The organism is Pseudomonas sp. 22072 (assembly GCF_052046095.1).
In the GTDB taxonomy this organism is placed as follows: Bacteria; Pseudomonadota; Gammaproteobacteria; order Pseudomonadales; family Pseudomonadaceae; genus Aquipseudomonas; species Aquipseudomonas paracarnis.
The window spans coordinates 29931-45792 of record NZ_JBQEQE010000019.1 but is presented as its reverse complement, the minus strand read 5'-3'; the positions used below and the strand labels follow the sequence as shown (position 1 = coordinate 45792).

The following is a 15862-nucleotide window of genomic DNA, read 5'->3' as shown; positions in this document are numbered from 1 at the left end:
ACACCCAGGCGCCAAGGGCGCGCGGTCGCAGTTTCTGGCGTTAAAAAATGTGCGCGTAGCGCAGGTTCATGCGGAAGTCTTCGCGGGTGCCGTTGTCCACCGAGAGGTCTTTGCCCAATTGCAGTTGCACCTGGTCGGTGGGGCTGACGAACTTGGTGGCGGTGAGACGCAAGTTGGTGGTGCCTAGTTCGTTGTCCTGATTGACATGCTCGACGTTTGTCTCGCCACCCCAGGTACGCCCCAAGCCAATACCAAAGGTGGTGGTGGCGTCCGGCATGTAACGCCCCATGATCTGCGCTGCGTAGGACACGTCCTGCTTCATGCGGTCGGCATTTGCACCGTAATCCGTATTGTCGCCATACCAGGTCGCGCCGCCGACCAGGTCCATCGCCCATTTCTCTGTGAAGTGCTTGACGTAGGCGCTCTGCAGTTCGAATTTCCAGCGGTTCTCCCCTAGGTTAAGCGCGTCGTCCTTGTCATACGTCCCCGAAGGCACATACACATAGGGGGCGATACTGAGGGTGTCGCGGGCTTCGTTGAACCGCCATTTCACCGGCGCGGTGAGGATCAAGTCGCCCACGCCTCGAGTACTGCCCAGTGCTGAGGCGTCACCTGCGCCGGAGACGTGCCCGAAAGGCAAGAGGAATTGCGGGTCGATAGTGACTGTGTCGCTGAGCGCATACACATGGAGCAGACGCAGGATGCCAACGTCGGAGGTCACCCTGAGGTCAGAGCTGGCCTTGTGGCCGTTGGCGTAAGCCGAGTCCGTAGTGGCGTGCTGATAATAAATCGCACCGATAGTGGCGCCGACCGGATATTGCTCGTAATCGCCAGGCGCGACTTCACCCGCGTTGGCGTGGAGGGCGGGCAACAGGGTTGAGAGAGTCAGCAGGTGGATCTTGTTCATTGTTTATTCCTCGCAAAGGGGACCGGGCCACCCGTGAAGGGTGGCAGGCGGTAGAAGCCGGGTTGTTAAACGCCGCGGGCGCTCAGGCTGTGGGCGGCAAGGCGTCGCGCAACATGCCGGTTTGCGAGTGACAGTTGATGTACTCGAAGACCTGGCTCTTGGCGTCGGACACGGACACCTCGTGGTACAGCCTCAACTTCTTCAAACCCGCGGCCACGCGAAAGAACGTCACGAAAATACGCAGGTGGGTAGGGTGGGATTCAGCCCAGCGTTCGAGTTTCTCCACCGAGCGCCAGTGACCGATGTTGTAGCTCAGGTCGAGAACGTTGCCGTCCAGGTCGATATTGCGCACGAACCTGTTGCTGTAGCAGCCCAGCGGCTGACCGTTGTCACGCAGGAAGTCCATGCCGTCCTGCAACGTCGGTAAAATTTCGTCGAGGTAGAGGGAGCGCTCCTCTGCCTGGGCATCCGCCCAGTCCTGGCCTGAACGAATCAGTGTGAGGTTGTCGTGCCCCAGCACCACGACGCGTCCGCCCTTGGCGGGGTCGCCCGCGACCACTTGCAGCTCGCTCGTGGGCTTCATCCAGTCGGTCTGGGAGATCGGGAAACGGTCGCGCATCGAGCCCCAATAGCCGTGCTCTTCGATCTCGCCACTGGTGGCATCCATGACTGCGCCGACACCGGGCAGGTTTTCCTGGAAGGCGTATAGCGTCTCGAACTGCTCGGCGCGTGGCGCGGTGATTTCGCGGAAGTAACCCAGGCCTTCACCCAGGCGATCCGGTGAACTCCACCAGTCATTCACCTGGGGTGAGCGCAACCAGCGGCAATGGGCGGCAGGGTCTTTCCAGTACCCGACCACAATCAGATTATCAAAGCCGCTGCTGTCGGTGTGCTGGGTCAAATCGTAGTTCTGCGGGCCCTCTGCCAGGCTGAAACTGCCGACGATGTGGCGCATAGCCTGCAAGGCCGCCTCGCGCTGGGCATCTCCTTGATATTGCACGCCCAGATAAGCCATCACCACTTGTTGCAGTTGCTCATCGGCGCGCGCCACCCACATCGGGAACGGCGGTTGGTACTCTTCGGGTACACGGCGGGACAGGGTGCGTGGGCATTTCAGATGTGTGTCGATTGCAGATTCCATCTTGAGCTCCTCGTTATTTTCGTTCAGGCCTACGGGTGGGCGTCATCGCGTCGGCGGCAGGGGGCGCTTGGCGACCTGCCGTCGGTGCAGTAGCTGCATGGCCCCCCATTCAATCAACCAATAAGCCGACTCCTCAGGCGCGAGGTCGCGCCGTTGCAGAAGCCAGGAGGAATCAGCCAGTCGTGGTGCAGAGTGTCGATGCATGGCGTGCCTCATCAGCGGGGTATGAGCTGCTGCGAGGTGGAAATTATGCCGGCAGAGAAGGCCGCGCTTTGTTAGGCGAGACAACCGCTTGGTTGGCAAAGACAGTCCTGCTACGGAGGTTCACCTGTGGTCTGCGCTGGTGCACACGTGCTGATGGCGTGATGTGATGTGCGCTTAAACGGGCATAGGCGCGAGACCTGTGGCGAGGGAGCTTGCTCCCGTGACGGCCTGACAGCCGCCTCCCTCTATCTGACAGCCGTCGGTGCAAATGTGGAAGCTGGCTTGCCAATGCATTTGGCGTGTTAATTGCTTCGATGGCTGACAATCGGCCGCACGTTACAACTTCTCGAGCGCCTATTGCATCGTTGTCGAGGTCAGCGTCATGAACCCGAACACTCAGTATTCGACCCTTGCCGTCCCTGCAACACGTCGGTTTGATTATTGGAAAGAAGTGGTCTGTCGTCATTGCCTGGCGGCCGATAGCAAACCCTTGTCCCAGAGCCGCTTTGATGGCTCGCTCACCCTTAATACAGTCGGCGCGCTGGACATCTGTACGCTGTCTTCGCCGCTGCATTACTGGGAGCGTTCCGAGCAGCACCTGCGCAGCGGTCCGGCCGAAGATTTATGGTTGGGTTTCGCTCGAAAGGGCCATGGGCAAATCGAACAAGGCTCAAGAAAAGCCAACCTGGCGACGGGCAACTTGTTTCTTTATGACGCAACCCAGGCGTTTCGCTTCAGCCTGGGTGGTACCGAAAACCACTTGATCCGTATTCCCAGAGCGTTGCTCACCGAACGCCTGCCGCGTATTGCCGAGTACACCGCGATGGTCCTCGACGACCGGCGCCCAGGCGTCGTGCCCTTGCGTGAAATGCTGCACCAGGCCGCGAGCACGCCTGCGTCGCTGCAGGATGAGCGCATCTCGAATCGTTACTCAAGTGCTGTGCTTGATCTGCTTGTAATCAGCCTGGAACTCCAGGACCTGAAAACCAGCCATCAGGAAATGGATCTCTACGGCCGCATCATGCAGTACATCCAACGCCACCTGACCGAGCCGGACCTGTCGATTGAAGCCATCGCCAAAGCCCACAATGTGTCCACCCGCACCGTTACTCGGGCCTTCGCACGCTACCAGAAAACCCCCGTTGCAGAGATCTGGAAAGAGCGCTTGAATGCCAGCCGAGAAGCAATCGAGCGTGGCCAGGTACGCAGTGTGTCCGAAGCGGCGCTGGACTTTGGGTTTTCTGATTTCTCGCATTTCAGCCATGCGTTTCGCAAGGCGTTTGGCGTGGCACCGAATACGCTTTTACGCCGCGATTGAATTGCAAGAAGGAGCGCTTGTGCCGGGTAGCGAGCCTCTGAAAAGTCAGGAATGAAAGAGGCTATCCGGATCCCCACAAAGCATTTTGATTGGGCTCCAGGACAATGTTTTCAGGTCGATAACGCTTTTGTTTGCCCTCATTCGCATCGAGTGTGCGATTGATCGCCAATGGCGATTTCCGAAGGACTCCAGTCTGGCAGGGGCTGGTACTCAGTGTTTTTCTCTCGCAGGGATCGTTTTTGTGGTTTGGCCGAGAGTCTTGAGCTTATCGGTCAGCATCATTCGTTCAGTGCAGCACCGAGTGCAGCCAGCGCTACGGCATTGCGATTCGATATAGCGGGACGAGGTTGCTTCGGCGTGATCGCCACCGTGAGCGCCCCTTCTACGGCAGCTGTAACCGCGTGCGCCTGAGTGCCAGTGGGTGGTTGCACGGGTGTCTTTCCTCCAGCAAAAGCCACTATTTGGGCGATATTCTCTGCTCAAAGGCTGGCATAATGCCTTGCTTTTACCGCAAGGACGCACGGACGCCATGTTAAAACCAGCCTACCTTCTTTTGTTTTTCTTCACCCTCGCCGGCTGTCAAAGCCTGCTTCGACCTGCTGATTACGATTCCCTCCACGTTGGCTTTCGCTGCATGGGCCTTGCTGGTATAGAGCCCTTCAACCGAGACAACTTGCGTTATATCGAACGCTTCGCCGGTTACGGCAACGCCACCTGCATGGCCATGCTGGGCAAGCTGTATCAGGAAGGCGGGCACGGCGTCGATCAGGATTTTCGCAAGGCCCGTGCCTTGTTCGTAGAGTCCGCCAAGATTAAACCGGCCACCAATGTGCTGCTGGGTCAGATGGCCGAACGCGGCGAGGGTGAACCCGTGGACTATGCCAAGGCGCGCCAGTTCTATCGCCTGTCTGGCAACAATGCCGTGCTGGCGCTGGGGCGTTTAATGGAGGAAGGCAAGGGTGGCCCGCAGGATTTGCCTGGCGCCTTGGCACTCTATCTGGGCGCAATCCGTTACTGTGGCGACGAAGAGTGGCAAGCCATGAATCGTCTGCGTCTGGCAGGACAACCGCTGACTGAAGACCAAATGAAACGTTATCAGCAAATCTGGCTGACGAGTTTTCTCAAGCTGCAGACTCGGCGGCTGGCTGTCCGGGAAGTGTTTGAAGCGGTCAATGCCACGGGCGAGAAGAAGAGCGTGCGGCTGTCCTATCGCTTCACGTCAGACAGCGGTACGCCGAAAGTAACGATGCTCACAGGTTCGGGCGACGCGAATGTCGACGCATGGGTCATGAAGGCCGCGTCGCAAATCACAATGGGCAACGCCGCGCCGCTGACCGACAGTTCGGGCGTGCGGGAGATCGTGGCGCCGCTGGTCTTCGTGCCTCAAGACACCCAGCGCATGATGGGGTTCTGCGGGAGAAAGCCCTGCGGTTGACGGGTTTCTCGCGATTTGTAGCGCTCATGAATATCTGCACGCTGAGAGTCCAACATGGAGAAGGCCAGGGTGCGGTCAACTGCTTCCAAGAGGTCTCGGTGCACCGCGTCGTCGAATGGAGTGGATGAGTTTCCCAGGGATGAGAAGGGGCAGAAATGATCAGCTAAACAGCCTGCCACATGGTCCCTATAAACTTTCGGGATCGCCAAAAAACATTTTGACTTGGCCCTAGCGCAGTATTTTCAGGTCGGAAAAACTAAACTATGCCCCCAGTTGTGCCCCACGTAGCGCGGGATATGCGGGCGATCGAGATTTACGATCTCTGAGGCAATCAATGCGCCCAGCCAAGAAACACCTGCTTGCGCACCACAGCGAACTCAAAAAACGCATCAGCGAGAACACCCCCAACGCAGCTTTGAAGCGAATGGATTACGAGAGTCTTCTAACTGGCTACGGCATCCGCGGAACCATTTCGATAGAACTGAAAGAGATCGGCTACCCCAAGATCTGGGTAGATACGCAGTTGTTCCCATGCTGATCCGAATAAGGTGGGTTCGGCCTATAACCATGCCAAATATCTTGAGGACGAAGAAGGCCAAGTCAATCCAGTCGTCAAGCTCTGTCCGGGGGGATGTCGCCGAGGTCGCGATACAGTGAGCATGAGGAAAACCATAGTCATGCGTGGTCGTCCCTGGTTTTAACGGGTTGTGCGAAAACGTCGGCAAGGGCACACCGAGGACGGCGCACTAAAGCCTATCGAATGGTGTGACAGAGGAAGCGGCATGGACACACGTATCCAGCCCTCTACATAAATTGATTGCTCGACATCAAATCACCGCACTGGAAGTGCCTCCCAGTGGATTAATATGGATGCTATCTGGAACAGGCGCACGCAGTTTCGATGTTGGAAGGAGATTTCTGGTCGCAACTTGGCTCCTGGCCTTATCGGCAGCCAATGTATGTCCGCCCGAGATGCGAAAATAGACTGATCGCCCAATGAAGGGCTCGTTCGGCGGAAATTGTCCGCCAGGGACATGACGATGGACAGTAAGACAGAAGCAGCAACGCCCGACTCGACCATGGATGCATCGATTTTCCAGAGCGCGCTCCCCAACGCCGAGAAGCTTGAGCAGGCGCGTACGCAGTTGCTTGACCTCTCAGCGCGAAATCGACTCCTTAATATGCCGCGATCGAGCCGTACCTCGGCGATAGCGATCGTTGATGAGAAGACATCCGAGGTCTATCGCCTCCTCGTTCGGGAGGGAAAAGCGTTTACCTTCCTGGCCGGCAAGGCGGCAACTGATGAGTCCGATAATGATTCGGCAGCCGACGATGCAAAGCCGGCCAAAGACTCCGATGAAATCGACCAGCTTGCCCAACCCGACGACAGCGTCGACGAGAGGGGCGTGCTCACCCGTCACAGCGACACAAAACTCCAGACTCGCCTCACGGGCAGGGGTCTGCAAAAGCATCTGCTCGAGCTCTACCTGAACTCAAAGACACTCGAGGAAGAGCAGGGCGTCAACGTCCTCTTTGCTTCCCTTGGCGCCCTCAAGTGGATCGATCCGAACAATGCGGCCAACGTTCGCCATGCGCCACTGATCTTAATTCCGGTCGAGTTGAACCGCGGAACGGCGGGCGAGAAATTTCGACTCAAGGCCCGCGCTGAAGATGTCGCATCCAACCTGTCGTTGGAAGCGTACCTGGACCGCATCCACAAGCTTCGTATGCCCGCCTTCGAAGCCAGCGACAGCTTCGACATCGATGCCTATTTTGCAGAGGTCGCGGCTGCGGTGGCGGACAAGCCCCAGTGGGAAGTGCTGCCGGATGAGATGACCGTCGGGTTCTTTTCGTTTGCCAAATTCCTGATGTACAGAGACCTCGACCCTGCCGTGTGGCCCAAGGGCAACACACTCGTCGATCGCGCACTCATTAAGGGCCTGCTCTCAGACGGCTTCCCAGGTGGAGAGGGAATGCTCGACGAGAGCGCCAACATCGATCCGGTTATCTCGCCGGCGGACATGCTCCACATCCTCGATTGCGACAGTTCGCAAGCCATTGCCATCCATGAGGTGCGTCGCGGTCGCGACATGGTCATCCAGGGCCCTCCTGGCACCGGCAAGAGCCAGACGATCGCCAATATCATTGCTTCGGCTATCAAGGACGGCAAAACGGTCCTGTTCGTGGCCGAGAAGATGGCTGCTCTGGAGGTGGTAAAACGGCGCCTTGACGAAAAGGGCGTGGGCGATGCGTGCCTGGAACTCCATAGCAACAAGGCCAATAAGCGTGCGGTACTCGATGAGCTGCGACGCACCTGGGATCTCGGAGCGCCGAAGCCAGCTCCCACGGGAAGCCTTATTGCTCGCCTGACCGAAGCGCGGGACGAGTTGAACGGCCATGTGGCCCGGCTGCATGCCGTCGACCCAGCATCCAGTCTGTCCTCTTTCCAGGTCATGGGCCATCTCGCACGCCTGCGGCAAGCGGGGGTGATGCCCAATGATGTCGTTCTGGAGGGGATCGAAGCTTGGGGGGCGGATGGTTTCGAACGGCGTCATGCGCTTCTGAATGACTTGGTCACACGGATCGAGATCATCGGCAGACCCGACGACCACGCCTTTACCGGGGTGGGCATCGAAGCGATGCTGCCCACCGATCGTGAGCGTCTCGTCGCCCGTATCGAAACGCTGCGCGGCCAGCTCGAGGACGCCCGGCAGTATATGAATGCTACTGCCAGTTTGCTGGAAGCCCAGCCTCCGTCCAGGCTCGACGAACTGGCCGCTGTCAGCGCACTCGCCCTGCGCATCAGTGTGGCGCCTGTGCTTGATATCGACGCTATGGCAGATGACGGTTGGTCGAACGTATCGGCGGTCGATACATTGCTGGCGTTGGGTCATCGCTATGCCGCCTTGCGCCAGTCGCTGTCGAGCGAAGTCAATGTCGAGGCGTGGGACGAGGACACTCACGAAGTGCAGCAGGCGCTCACCGAATGCCCTGGTGACTTCGATGCGGACGCTGTTCGCCGCCTCTGCGCCGTCCGCGACGCCATCCCGGCGTTATTGCAGGCGGGCCGCGGTCTCGCTCACGCACTGGGCCGCGAATGCACGCCGACCGCTGGGGAATTTGCCCGCCTCGCCAAGATCGGCGAGCGGGTTGCAAATGCGCCACCGGCAAGCCCCGAAACGTTCGCTTCCGAGCTATGGGACGGCGGCGTAGAGCGGGCCGGGCAGATCGCCCAAACCGCTGCCGACCTCGAAGGGGTTCGTACGTCACTGGCAGGTCAGCTCCACGAGCTCGCCTGGGATATCGACGTAGGTCCCGCCCGCGCCGCGCTCGCGGCCAAGGGCACGAGCCTGTTCCGCTTCCTTAGTGGCGACTGGCGTGCAGCCAACAAGCTCATGCGCTCGGTCCTGGTTCAGCCCGCCCAACCTCTCCCGGTGACCCTGGCTTCTCTCGATACCCTGATCCGCGGTCAGGAAGCGCGGCGTGTGCTGCGCGATGAAGACGGCTTCGGCAAGGCTGCCTTCGCTGAAGACTGGCAAGGCGATCGCTCGGCCTCCGCGCCGCTGGTGGCTCTGGTTGAATGGATGCGGTCCCTGCGCGGGCTCGGGGCAGAACCCCGCCTTATCGCTTCCCGCGGTCCTGAGAAGGATGATGTCGCCCAGCGTTCGAAGCACGTAAGCCTTTTGCTCTCCCAGGTCGCTCCCGACCTGTCCGGCGTCCATACCGATTTTCTTGCACAGGCAACGCAGGTGTTCGGTGACGCCACCGCGCCTGAACAACTCGACCTCGAGTCGTTGTTGCAGCTCGCCGTCCGCCATACGAACGCCTGGTCGACGGCCAGCCGCTTCCTGATTCAGCCCCCCACCAGCGCAGCATCAGCCTGTGCCATTTTTGAAAGGCTGGACGCGGGACGCGAGGGGCGCCAAGGCGTACGAGATGGGTATAGCCTCGGCCACGCGCTGTTCGGCTCCGCGTGGCGAGGGCTTGACAGTGATTGGGACGCCCTATCGACAGCTGCTGGTTGGCTGAAAGTCAATGGAGACATCCGCGCGCTGGCCGGTCGAGTCAACGAGCGTGAGGCGCTCATTCCTCGCGCCAAGGCTCTTGACGAGCAGGCCGCGCATCTCGCCACGGCCTTCCACTCCATTGCAGATGAGCTGGCACTCGATCTGTCAGCCAGTGTCGGTGCGCCGCGGATCTATGAGGTGCATTTGGATTCCCTGGCAGCACGGCTATCACGCTGGGTTACCGAACAGGAAGAACTACACCGGTGGCTGGCCTATCGCGATCGTGCTGCACGAGCCATTCGCGACGGTTGCGCGGATGTCGTCGCCAGACTTGCCGATGGACGGCTATCGACGACGAGCGCGGTCGCTGCGTTCGAGTTCGCTTATTTTGAAGGGCAATACCGTCGGGTGCTGAAGGCTGAACCGGCTCTGGGCCGCTTCGATGGCGTCGCCCACGGCCATATCGTCCGCGAGTTCGCCGACCTTGACCGCCAGCGCATCGCAGCGGCGGCAGGCGAAGTCGTTCAGGCTCACCACCAGAATGTTCCTCGAAGGGACAGTGGTTCGATTGGCCCACTCGGGGTGCTTCGGGGGGAAATTCAGAAGAAGAAGGGTCACATGGCCTTGCGAAAGCTGGTCGAACGCGCGGCCCCTGCGCTCACCGCCCTGAAGCCGGTCTTCATGATGAGCCCGTTGTCGGTCGCGCAGTTCCTGCCGCCGGGCGCACTGGAGTTCGACCTGCTCGTGATGGACGAAGCGAGCCAGATCCAGCCGGTCGACGCCCTGGGTGCGGTGGCTCGCGCCAAGCAGGTAGTTGTGGTCGGTGACCCTCGTCAGCTACCGCCAACCAGTTTCTTTGCCAAGCTCACCAGTGGCGATGAAGACATCGACGAGGATGAGCCAACGAAGGTCGGCGATGTTGAAAGCATCCTTGGCCTGTTTACCGCACGCGGCCTGCCCATGCGCATGCTCCGCTGGCACTACCGTAGCCGTCACCAGTCGCTCATTGCGGTCAGCAACCGCCAGTTCTATGAAAACAAGCTGTTCATCGTCCCCAGCCCCTGGACTCAGGAGGGTGGGCGGGGCCTGCGCTTCCACCCTGTTCGGGATGGCGTCTTCGGTTCACCGGTCAAGAGCGTCAACGGGCCGGAGGCCAAGGTAGTCGCTGAGGCCATCGTCCAGCACGCCCGACTGCACCCGAAGCTGTCCTTGGGTGTAGCAGCGTTCTCCGCATCGCAAAGCCGCGCCATCTTCGACGAGCTTGAAGTGCTGCGCCGTGGTTTGCCAGCGGAGGTGGAGGCCTTCTTCAACCGCCGCAACAGTGAGCCGTTCTTCATCAAGAACCTTGAAAACGTTCAGGGTGACGAGCGGGATGTCATCTTCATCTCGGTTGGCTATGGACCGACCGTACCGGGCGGCAAGGTACCCATGCGTTTCGGGCCTCTCAACAACGAGGGCGGCGAGCGCCGGCTCAACGTGCTGATCAGCCGTGCCAAGCAGCGATGCGAGGTGTTCTCCTCGATCACCGATGAGGACATCGATCCCGCATTTTCCGCCAGCCGCAAAGGAATCGAGGCGTTCCGCATCTTTCTCCGCTATGCCCGCACGGGGAAGCTCGACACGGCGGCCGTCACGGGACGGGACTTTGATTCCATATTTGAAGAGCAGGTTGCCTCGGCTCTCGAATCTCGCGGATACAGTGTCCAGCGTCAGGTGGGCCTGGCCGGGTTCTACATCGACCTTGCGGTGACTGATCCGGAGCGCCCAGGTCGCTTCCTCCTGGGCATCGAGTGCGATGGCGCGTCGTATCATAGCGCCCAGTCCGCCCGGGACCGTGACCGTCTTCGCCAGCAGGTTTTGCTCGATCATGGCTGGAACCTCCACCGTATCTGGAGCACCGATTGGTTCCAGCGTCCACAAGAGCAACTCGACCTTGTCTGCCGGCAGATTGATGCGGCTCGTGCTGCGTTCGACGAGCGCGTAGTCGAAGAGGTCCTTTCAAAAGAGCAGGCTGTCGATGCAGCTGCCATCGAACGGGAGCTGAGGACGGAAGACGGTGATTTCACCTTCGAACCGTATGTCGAAGCGAACCCACAGCGGCCAACACATCGTTCGGAAGAAATCCACGATACCCCGACCGGCGTTCTTACCGAGATTGCGGTTGATGTTGTGCGTATAGAGGGACCCGTGCATGCCGATGAGGTCGTGTCCCGTATCCGTGACGCCTGGGGCGCCAAGCGAGCTGGTAGCCGGATTCAGGACGCCGTCGAAAGGGCCATCGATGTGGCTGTCCGCCAGAACTCTGTGGTGCGTGACGGCGTTTGGCTCGCCATGGCCAGCGCGCCTGTCGTTCCACGCGATCGTTCGCAGGTATCTTCACTGGCGCTCCGCCGGGCGGAGTACCTACCGGAGGCAGAACTTGCAGAGGCCATCGTCATCGTCGTAGCGCGTAACTTTGGCGCGAACCGCGATCAGGTCATCGAACGCGTTGCGCGCGCCATCGGCATCCGAGCTATCTCGGCTTCGGTACGAGAACGTGTGGCGGCGATGGTCGAGCACGTCGTCGCCTGTGGTCGTTTGGTTGATGAAGAAGGCCTCCTGAAGGTTCGGGAGTAGCTATTTTCTTGGGGGCGTCCTGACCGGTCCTAGAGTGTCATAAGACATTTGCGGTCGGTGAGGCGTCCGGCGACACGATGAGGACTGCTGGGCAGACCGTTATTTAGCGTGGAAATCTGAGCATCAGCCTTTCGTATGCGTAACCTCTGACAGGCACAACTTAAGGTAGGGAGAATGACAGTAGTGGAATATTGCGTTTTCTAGGGATGGTCTGAAGCACGCGACTATTCAGGCGTGAATACCCAAGTCAAGCTGAAATTTACTTGAGTGGGGACAGCAAATCAGAAAAACGGCCCGAAAAGACGCTTTTCAAACCCGTTTTTTGCCTTGCAGAAGGGCCATCGGGCCCATTTGTCTCAGGGCGGACGCACCTGTCCTGCCATGTCCAATAAACGTCGCCGCGACATCCATAGGTTCGACAAGGCAAACAAAGTGGTCCTATGTGCATGGTTCTTGGCCAGCCCGCGAAATCTCACCTCGGCAGTATGGGCTCAGCAGTTGATTGAGTGAGCACAACGTGCTAGCTCACTGCTTTGGGATTCTTAATCTTCGGTATTCCCCGAATTTTGACCCAGTCTGACTACCTTTTTGGATGCTGTGGCGTTTTTATACGCCCTCATCTGACCTGCCATCAAATTTTTGGATCGCTCGCTGTTCAGCTTATAAATTATTGGTACGGCACCTTGGTTGGGATGCGAATACAGGTCGAACAAGAACTGATCTTTTTTGATATGAAATTCGAGATGGTTATAGTTGAAGAAAATTGTGCCGTCTTTCAGGCACGTGGGGAAAGTTGTTGTCCAAATATCAGTTGGTGGTGAAACGCTAACCTCCAAATAGTAGCCTGCTGGGAAGTTAGGTGCGCCGTCCGACAGTAAATAGTCCTTGATGGCAAGAGAGTCTTCTTCTGGCAAGGATATAGAATTGTAGTTTGGCCAGCCCTCTTGCGATGCTCTCCAGATGATGCTGAGCGCAAGGTAGTAAATTTTCTTCGATTCTAGGCCTGGAACATCTTTAGCATAGAGGCTTGAGTCTTTAAGTCCCTTGAGATGATCATATATGATCGGCATTTCATTTGGTCTGGGCGCGATCAGCTTTGCGCAGTAGTCCTCTCCGTATGTGGAGAAACGGCCTTCGCAGTTTTTACCAAGCAGATACTGCGTCACCTGACGTCCGAGATTGTTCAGGCGATTGCCGTCCGTCTTGAACTGAGTTTTTGTCCCCTTTTTCTTCATTCGATCTATGTATTTATAAAAGTGCTTTGGCAAGAGATGGCTGTCTTGTAAGTCATGCTCATCGTCGCAAAGGGCACATGACTTCTCGTTTTCAGCCATCTTGAATCCTCAATAATGCTCGTATGGTGGTGATGTCGGAGAGTCAATCGGCTGCATGTTCACCGTTCAGCTGAAAGCCTCAGGCCAGTCTATCGACTCACAGAGAGTCCGGTCGGAGCTATCCTCATCAATAGTCTGCTCGGCCTTAAGCTGGGGGCATCCTTTTGAAACCATCCAAAGCATGCCCTCAGATATGCCCCAACGTAGCAATCGTCTGGAAGTGAATGGATCTCCATGGCCTATGAAAAGCCAGAAATAATCAGCTAAAGAGCCTGCCAGACGAAACCTAAAGACTCTCAGGATCACCAAAAAACATCTGAATCCGCGACCTCAACCACCGCTCCCCCGGATCATTATCCTGCGACCCCCGCCACGCCATGTGCAGCTCAAACGAGCGCACCGGCAACGGCGGGTCCTCGGCACGCAAACCACCCGCTGACGTCAGCGCTTCCGCCGCATAATCCGGCACGGTGGCCAGAATGTCCGTACCCGCCAGCAACGTACCCAAACCATTGAACTGTGGCACCGCGAGCACTACGTGGCGCTTGCGGCCGAGTTTTTCCAGCTCTTCATCGATAAACCCGCTCAAGTCGCCGGCAAAGGACACGAGCGCGTGGGGCCGTGAGCAGAAGTCATCCAGGCTCAGCGAGCCCGGAACGCTGTCGGCGCGCAGCAGTTTGGGCAGGCTGCGGCGCAGTACCTTGCGCTTGGCGTTGGCGGGCAGGTCGGCGGTGTAGCTGACGCCAATGGAGATTTCACCGGAGGCCAGCAGGCCGGGCATCAGGATGTAATTGACGCGGCGTACCACCAGCACAATGCCGGGGGCTTCGGAACGCAGGCGTTTGAGCAACTGTGGGAGCAAGGCGAACTCGACGTCGTCGGAAAGGCCAATGCGAAACACGGCGGTGCTGGTAGCCGGGTCGAATTCGGCGGCGCGGCTGACGGCGGTGGAGATTGAGTCCAGCGCCGGGGAGAGCAGGGCGAAGATTTCCACGGCGCGGGCCGAGGGTTCCATGCTGCGCCCGGTGCGCACGAACAGAGGGTCATCGAACAACCCGCGCAGGCGTGACAACGCCGCGCTGATGGCCGGCTGGCCGAGGAACAATTTCTCGGCGGCGCGGGTCACACTGCGCTCATGCATCAAGGTTTCGAATACGATCAAGAGGTTAAGGTCGACACGACGCAGGTCGTTACGGTTCATCTTGTGTCCTGGAAGAGTCAGCAAACTTGATGTGAGCGGTCACGTAGCAACCCCCTGAGGTTCGATTCAGAAGGATGACCGGCATGAATCTTACGGGGAAAGGCTGGTACTCTGCACCGGCTAATTGATTTTTCCTACGATAGTTGAGGTGTGTTCCTCGCTCGCGGAATCAATGACAGGCATGTCGACTATTAATGGTGACCGGTGGTCTTACCCCCAAAGCCCAGATAAAGTTCATGGCATTAGAGGTTACTTTGACGAGGTTTGCGATGTCCCGCACGATCCGTTTTCACAAGTTTGGTCCGGCCGAGGTGCTCAAATGCGAAGAGCATGCGGCCGCGCAGCCCGCACCGGGCGAAGTGCAGGTGCGTGTCGACGCGATCGGCATCAGTTGGTACGACATTCTGTGGCGCCAGAACCTGGCGTCTTCTCATGCACGCCTGCCTTCTGGCCTGGGCCATGAGATGGCCGGGGTTGTGGTTGCCCTGGGCGATGGCGTGGATGACTTGGCGGTCGGCGATAAAGTCGCCAGTTTTCCGGCCGAGAGCCCCAATGATTACCCGGTGTATGGCGAGCAGATCGTCTTGCCCCGTTCGGCCCTGACCCGGTACCCGGATGTCTTGAGCCCGATTGAAGCCAGCGTGCATTACACGCCGTTGCTCATCGCGTACTTTGCGTATATGGACCTGGCGCGGGTCAAACCCGGCCAGTTTGCCCTGGTGACCGACGCCAGCCACTGTGCCGGCCCTTCGTTTGTGCAGCTGGGCAAGGCCCTGGGTGTGCGGGTGATTGCTGCCACCAAAGACAGTGCTGAACGTGAATACCTGCTGTCCCTCGGGGCGGAAAAGGTCATCGTTACCGAAGAACAAGATCTGCTGATGCAGATCAACAAGTTCACGGACAACCGTGGCGTCGACGTGGTGTTCGATGGCCTGGGTGGCCCGCAGATGTCGCTGCTCGGTGACGTCCTGGCGCCGCGTGGCAGCCTGGTGCTGTATGGCCTGCAAGGTGGCAACCAGACGCCGTTCCCGGCCTGTGCGGCGTTCCAGAAGAACATTCAGTTCTTTGTGCACTGTATCGGCAACTTCACCGGCAAGCCGGAGCTGGGCATTATCCAGGACCAGGTGGCGTTGCAGCGTGCGTTGCGCGATATCAACCAGCTGACAGCCGACCGTGTGCTTGTCCCACTGAAAACCACGGTATTTCCGTTCAGTCAGTTCGTCGAAGCGCACCGATACATGGATGAATGCCCTTGCCGCGAACGGGTGGCGTTGCAGGTTGAAGCTGTTTGAGCTGTAGGAGTATTCGCAAATGAATACTCCGGCGCCTGAGCTGATGAGGCAAATGCGCCATTTGACAGGGCTTAACCCGCACCGGGGTTGAGCCGCCGCACGGGCGCTGCGCCCCGTAAACAATACCGTTATTGCCCTACGCCGCCCTGAAATCCAGTGCGGCGCTGTTGTGTGGGCGTCATTTAAGTTGGGTTGGCAGGCCATCTGAACTGCTTTTCGACGCTCTTCTGTATCTGTTAATCATTGTTTGAGTGCCGATAATTGAGCCTTCTTTGTCATCTCAAGGATTGAGCCATGATTGAATGCCGGGCATTAACATCTCGCGCTTGCGGAACTAACGATGGTCTGATTTTTTTTTCGAAAAGTACAAAGTGTGCACCCCGTCGTTTTGCAAGAAGCCAGGATGA

9 protein-coding genes and 1 pseudogene are annotated in these 15862 nt (G+C 58.5%); 5 read left to right on the top strand and 5 right to left on the bottom strand.

Annotated elements, in window-relative coordinates; all coding sequences use genetic code 11:
* Positions 1–40: 40 nt before the first annotated feature.
* Both ACTJLA_RS19245 and oxdA read right to left on the bottom strand, forming a co-directional pair.
* Positions 41–907: a transporter gene (locus tag ACTJLA_RS19245; RefSeq protein ID WP_440841898.1), complete on the bottom strand. Its 867-nt coding sequence runs from the start codon at positions 905–907 to the stop codon at positions 41–43.
* Between the two features lie 82 nt (positions 908–989).
* Positions 990–2048 (bottom strand): aliphatic aldoxime dehydratase, encoded by a 1059-nt coding sequence (gene oxdA / locus ACTJLA_RS19240; protein ID WP_057977317.1) that lies wholly within the window; start codon positions 2046–2048, stop codon positions 990–992.
* Between the two features lie 586 nt (positions 2049–2634).
* Between oxdA and ACTJLA_RS19235 the strand changes: the two genes are divergently transcribed.
* The 4 genes from ACTJLA_RS19235 to ACTJLA_RS19220 all read left to right on the top strand — a co-directional run bounded on the left by ACTJLA_RS19235 (position 2635) and on the right by ACTJLA_RS19220 (position 11628).
* On the top strand, positions 2635–3570 hold the full coding sequence (locus tag ACTJLA_RS19235) for a helix-turn-helix domain-containing protein (protein ID WP_003191111.1): 936 nt from the start codon (positions 2635–2637) through the stop codon (positions 3568–3570).
* A gap of 529 nt (positions 3571–4099) precedes the next feature.
* On the top strand, positions 4100–5005 hold the full coding sequence (locus tag ACTJLA_RS19230; protein WP_057977319.1) for a tetratricopeptide repeat protein: 906 nt from the start codon (positions 4100–4102) through the stop codon (positions 5003–5005).
* Positions 5006–5339: 334 nt separating this feature from the next.
* A complete protein-coding gene (locus ACTJLA_RS19225; RefSeq protein ID WP_127882160.1) occupies positions 5340–5543 on the top strand; it encodes a hypothetical protein in 204 nt (67 codons plus the stop codon).
* Positions 5544–6045: 502 nt separating this feature from the next.
* Complete coding sequence (locus tag ACTJLA_RS19220; protein ID WP_440841895.1) at positions 6046–11628, top strand: DUF3320 domain-containing protein; 5583 nt, start codon at positions 6046–6048, stop codon at positions 11626–11628.
* 356 nt (positions 11629–11984) lie between these two features.
* Here ACTJLA_RS19220 and ACTJLA_RS19215 read toward each other — a convergent pair.
* From ACTJLA_RS19215 to ACTJLA_RS19205, 3 genes and pseudogenes are all read right to left on the bottom strand, one after another.
* Positions 11985–12107 (bottom strand): annotated as a pseudogene (locus tag ACTJLA_RS19215) (IS5/IS1182 family transposase); the annotation flags it as partial.
* Between the two features lie 63 nt (positions 12108–12170).
* The gene (locus ACTJLA_RS19210; protein ID WP_198834041.1) at positions 12171–12962 is read right to left on the bottom strand and encodes a hypothetical protein; all 792 of its coding nucleotides are present in this window, start codon (positions 12960–12962) and stop codon (positions 12171–12173) included.
* 286 nt (positions 12963–13248) lie between these two features.
* Positions 13249–14163 carry a LysR family transcriptional regulator gene (locus ACTJLA_RS19205; protein ID WP_034127379.1) on the bottom strand — a complete coding sequence of 305 codons (915 nt, stop codon included), beginning with the start codon at positions 14161–14163 and terminating at the stop codon, positions 13249–13251.
* A gap of 269 nt (positions 14164–14432) precedes the next feature.
* Between ACTJLA_RS19205 and ACTJLA_RS19200 the strand changes: the two genes are divergently transcribed.
* A complete protein-coding gene (locus ACTJLA_RS19200; RefSeq protein WP_032891964.1) occupies positions 14433–15455 on the top strand; it encodes a zinc-dependent alcohol dehydrogenase family protein in 1023 nt (340 codons plus the stop codon).
* Positions 15456–15862 lie beyond the last annotated feature (407 nt).

Bases quoted from the DNA above. Each gene is read 5' to 3' on its own strand.
- ACTJLA_RS19245 (WP_440841898.1), bottom strand. From the start codon at position 907: ATGAACAAGATCCACCTGCTGACTCTCTCAACCCTGTTGCCCGCCCTC.
- oxdA (WP_057977317.1), bottom strand. From the start codon at position 2,048: ATGGAATCTGCAATCGACACACATCTGAAATGCCCACGCACCCTGTCC.
- ACTJLA_RS19235 (WP_003191111.1), top strand. From the start codon at position 2,635: ATGAACCCGAACACTCAGTATTCGACCCTTGCCGTCCCTGCAACACGT.
- ACTJLA_RS19230 (WP_057977319.1), top strand. From the start codon at position 4,100: ATGTTAAAACCAGCCTACCTTCTTTTGTTTTTCTTCACCCTCGCCGGC.
- ACTJLA_RS19225 (WP_127882160.1), top strand. From the start codon at position 5,340: ATGCGCCCAGCCAAGAAACACCTGCTTGCGCACCACAGCGAACTCAAA.
- ACTJLA_RS19220 (WP_440841895.1), top strand. From the start codon at position 6,046: ATGGACAGTAAGACAGAAGCAGCAACGCCCGACTCGACCATGGATGCA.
- ACTJLA_RS19210 (WP_198834041.1), bottom strand. From the start codon at position 12,962: ATGGCTGAAAACGAGAAGTCATGTGCCCTTTGCGACGATGAGCATGAC.
- ACTJLA_RS19205 (WP_034127379.1), bottom strand. From the start codon at position 14,163: ATGAACCGTAACGACCTGCGTCGTGTCGACCTTAACCTCTTGATCGTA.
- ACTJLA_RS19200 (WP_032891964.1), top strand. From the start codon at position 14,433: ATGTCCCGCACGATCCGTTTTCACAAGTTTGGTCCGGCCGAGGTGCTC.